The following is a 2,689-nucleotide window of genomic DNA, read 5'->3' as shown; positions in this document are numbered from 1 at the left end:
GGGTTGGAGCGCTTCACCGAAAACACGCTGTCCGACATCTCGGCGCTGGCCCGCGATCTGGTGGTCATCAAGCTGCGCGGCTGGTCGGTCGACGACGAGGAGCGGCACCCCGGCATGCGCTGCGTGGCCGCCGCCATCTTCAACGAGTTCGGCGAGCCGATCGGCGGCGTATCGGTTTCGGGACCGACGGTGCGGGTGACGCCGGAGCGGCTGGCCGAGATCGGCCCGCTGGTGCATGATGCAGCAGCGGCGGTGACGATGATGATCGGCGGAATCAGGCCGGCCTGAGGGCGAAGAGGCCGGAAACGATGGTGCGCTTGAACATGATAATCTCTTTGCTGCGTTGTGAGAGAGGCGATCCATCCGCCTCTTGACGATCAGTCGTTGCAGCAAGGAAAAAGGTTCGATGATTTTTTGGATTTTTTCGAAAGCGCAAAAGCGGCCGGTCTGAACATTGCAATCAGGCGCGCAATTGCGACCGGCGAAGAGCGCCGGTCAATAGTCCGCCGGCGGAGGGCCTCAGCCCATGCCGGTGATATGGCGCAGCCAGAAGGCGAGCGCGATGAAGCCGATGATAGTGGTGACGCCGGTCCAGTCGACGTTGGCGCTCTTCAGATCCTTGATGAGCTTCACCAGGAGAATCGAGGCCACGACGACGACCAGGGCAATGACGACAAGTCTGATCATGCGAACCCTCGCCTATGCGTTTGCACCCTCGATCAATATAGGAGGCGAATTGGCCGTTTTCAGGATGCCCGCGCCGGAAGCTCCGGCGCGCACTCACGGGCAAAACAGAGTTTTGTCTTTACTGGCGCAACAAATATGCTAACCGGAGCGCCGTGCCCTTGTAGCTCAGCTGGTAGAGCAGCGGTTTTGTAAACCGAAGGTCGGCGGTTCGATTCCGTCCGGGGGCACCAGCAAAAACCAATATAATCAAATACTTCATGGGAAGAGCGCGGCCACATGGGCGGTTTTTCATGTGGCAACACGTTACATTGAAAACCGCTGATGTGCGGGCTTTTCAACGTGTTGCTGTTTATTCCATGCAGCACGGATGCAACGCGAGCCACGAAAAAGCCCGCCGAAGCGGGGTCTCCGGTCTTTGTGGTGGGGCGTCGGGTCAGTGGCCTATGGCGCTGACATGCATCGCTAATGCGCCGGACCTGCTCGGCCGAAATCGTGCGTAGGTGGTCCACTAGTCGACGATGCCAAGACTGGAGAGAAGACCGTAGGCAGCAAGGATGCTGAGGGACACCGTCTTGAACGACACGACAAGGCCGAGGACAGTCGTGTAGGCAGCGGGCACAAGCTTGACAGCCATTCCCGAACCCGCCTCGCGCCGGATGCGCCACTTGCGGACCGGAAAGGTGACAGGGCCGCCGAGGAACTCGAGGTAGCCTCGCAGGAATACCCGCAGTCGGTAGCCGACGATGCCCGGGCCCTCGCTCCAGTGTCCGGACAGCCAGCGGAGGCCGTAGATGCCGTAGCCCGCCATCAGGAGCAGAAGCAATCCGATCCAGGCCCACCCGAGCCAGCTCTACGCAGCGGTCGAAATCGGGTTCTCCGCACCGGCGACCCACAGCCACAGGACGTAGGCGCCAGAGGCACGAGGGTGCATCCGGCCGCGGTGGCGAAGGCGATGGACAGACGTTCTTCGGTGTTCCCCGCAGCACGCCACTCGGTCCCGATCCACGACAGGATTGCGCGGACTCCTATGAGGACGAGGTGAATTGCGAAGATGGCGACCGCGACGACGGCGAAGCGCTGCAGGCCGCTGGTCATTGCCTCCCGACCGAACAACAAGACGCCCGCAACGACCGCGAGCAGTATATTGATGATGCCCTCAAGTCTGCTTGCCGTTCCCAAACATTGCCTCAGGTCGGGAAACAGTTGCGAAATCGCCTCATTATCATCCGGTGGGGCGAGAGGGCTTGGACAGATCCCGTCATGACAATCGCTCTGACCAGTGGCGAAAGCGCACTGGAGCACAGCGATCTCGCGCACGTGGCCAAGTCCTGCGGCGCCTGCGTAGGCTCATTGCGGCCGCAAAACGAAAACGCCAAGGTTTTGACGCAACTCGCTATCGCGCGTGCCATGATGCGCGCCGGCAAAACCCTTTAGCATTAGGAGTGGGTCAGTTTCGAATTTCTGAATATAATTGGCTGTGCCGCCACAAGGGCGTATGGTGAAGCGTCGTCCGCACCAAACCGAGGCAAACGGACGTTTGAAAGAGCAGATCACGCTTTCGCCCGACGAGGGAGGAGAGTGTTATGGCCTTCTCAAAATACAGCAGCGTATTCACGTCGACCGACCTGGACCTTCTCCAGAAGGTATTCGACCAGCTGTGCCAAGAGCGTCGTCTGGCCCTTAAAGACCGGGACCAGAGGGAACGGCTCGCCTGCCAAGTTATTGAAGCTTTCGAGAACGGCTTCACAGACGAAACAGAGTTGTGGCAAGCGCTTTCGAAGCGCTGCACGGCCAGTGCGTGAACTTTAGGCGCTGCGCTTTATAAAAGAGCCCGTTCCGTTGAGAGGTCCGGAACTGGCCCGAAACCCACGGAGATGGTGGGTCCGACGGGGCAAATTTTGCATTAGATTCACCCGATCCCCAACTTCTAAGTCAGCGCAATGTTCCATCGTTCGTCCGTTTGAGCTTGCCCACGGAACGCGCTCTGTTTGCTATCGTCTCG

Annotated in this window: 5 protein-coding genes and 1 tRNA gene; 4 read left to right on the top strand and 2 right to left on the bottom strand. The window is 59.6% G+C overall.

What is annotated here, in order from left to right; translation table 11 throughout:
• Window positions 1-288, top strand: a 288-nt coding sequence (locus EOA85_RS32075; protein ID WP_281033819.1) for an IclR family transcriptional regulator C-terminal domain-containing protein, incomplete at its 5' end; no start/stop codon positions are given.
• Between the two features lie 231 nt (window positions 289-519).
• Here EOA85_RS32075 and EOA85_RS37835 read toward each other — a convergent pair.
• Complete coding sequence (locus tag EOA85_RS37835; protein WP_164760023.1) at window positions 520-687, bottom strand: hypothetical protein; 168 nt, start codon at window positions 685-687, stop codon at window positions 520-522.
• A gap of 154 nt (window positions 688-841) precedes the next feature.
• Here EOA85_RS37835 and EOA85_RS32070 point away from each other — a divergent pair.
• Window positions 842-917: transfer RNA gene (locus EOA85_RS32070), tRNA-Thr, on the top strand.
• 278 nt (window positions 918-1,195) lie between these two features.
• On the opposite strand, the gene EOA85_RS32065 is transcribed toward EOA85_RS32070, so the two are convergent.
• Complete coding sequence (locus EOA85_RS32065; RefSeq protein WP_127212404.1) at window positions 1,196-1,510, bottom strand: hypothetical protein; 315 nt, start codon at window positions 1,508-1,510, stop codon at window positions 1,196-1,198.
• Window positions 1,511-1,725: 215 nt separating this feature from the next.
• Between EOA85_RS32065 and EOA85_RS32060 the strand changes: the two genes are divergently transcribed.
• The gene (locus EOA85_RS32060) at window positions 1,726-2,121 is read left to right on the top strand and encodes a hypothetical protein (RefSeq protein WP_164760022.1); all 396 of its coding nucleotides are present in this window, start codon (window positions 1,726-1,728) and stop codon (window positions 2,119-2,121) included.
• Window positions 2,122-2,270: 149 nt separating this feature from the next.
• Window positions 2,271-2,489, top strand: coding sequence for an RNA-binding protein (locus tag EOA85_RS38295; RefSeq protein WP_206523415.1), 219 nt, complete (start codon window positions 2,271-2,273; stop codon window positions 2,487-2,489).
• The last annotated feature ends 200 nt before the right edge of the window (window positions 2,490-2,689 follow it).

The sequence above is a fragment of the Mesorhizobium sp. M5C.F.Ca.IN.020.29.1.1 genome (assembly GCF_003997375.1).
Lineage (GTDB): Bacteria > Pseudomonadota > Alphaproteobacteria > Rhizobiales > Rhizobiaceae > Mesorhizobium > Mesorhizobium wenxiniae.
The sequence above is the reverse complement of the archived record's forward strand: the minus strand, read 5'-3'. Positions and strand labels throughout refer to the sequence as shown.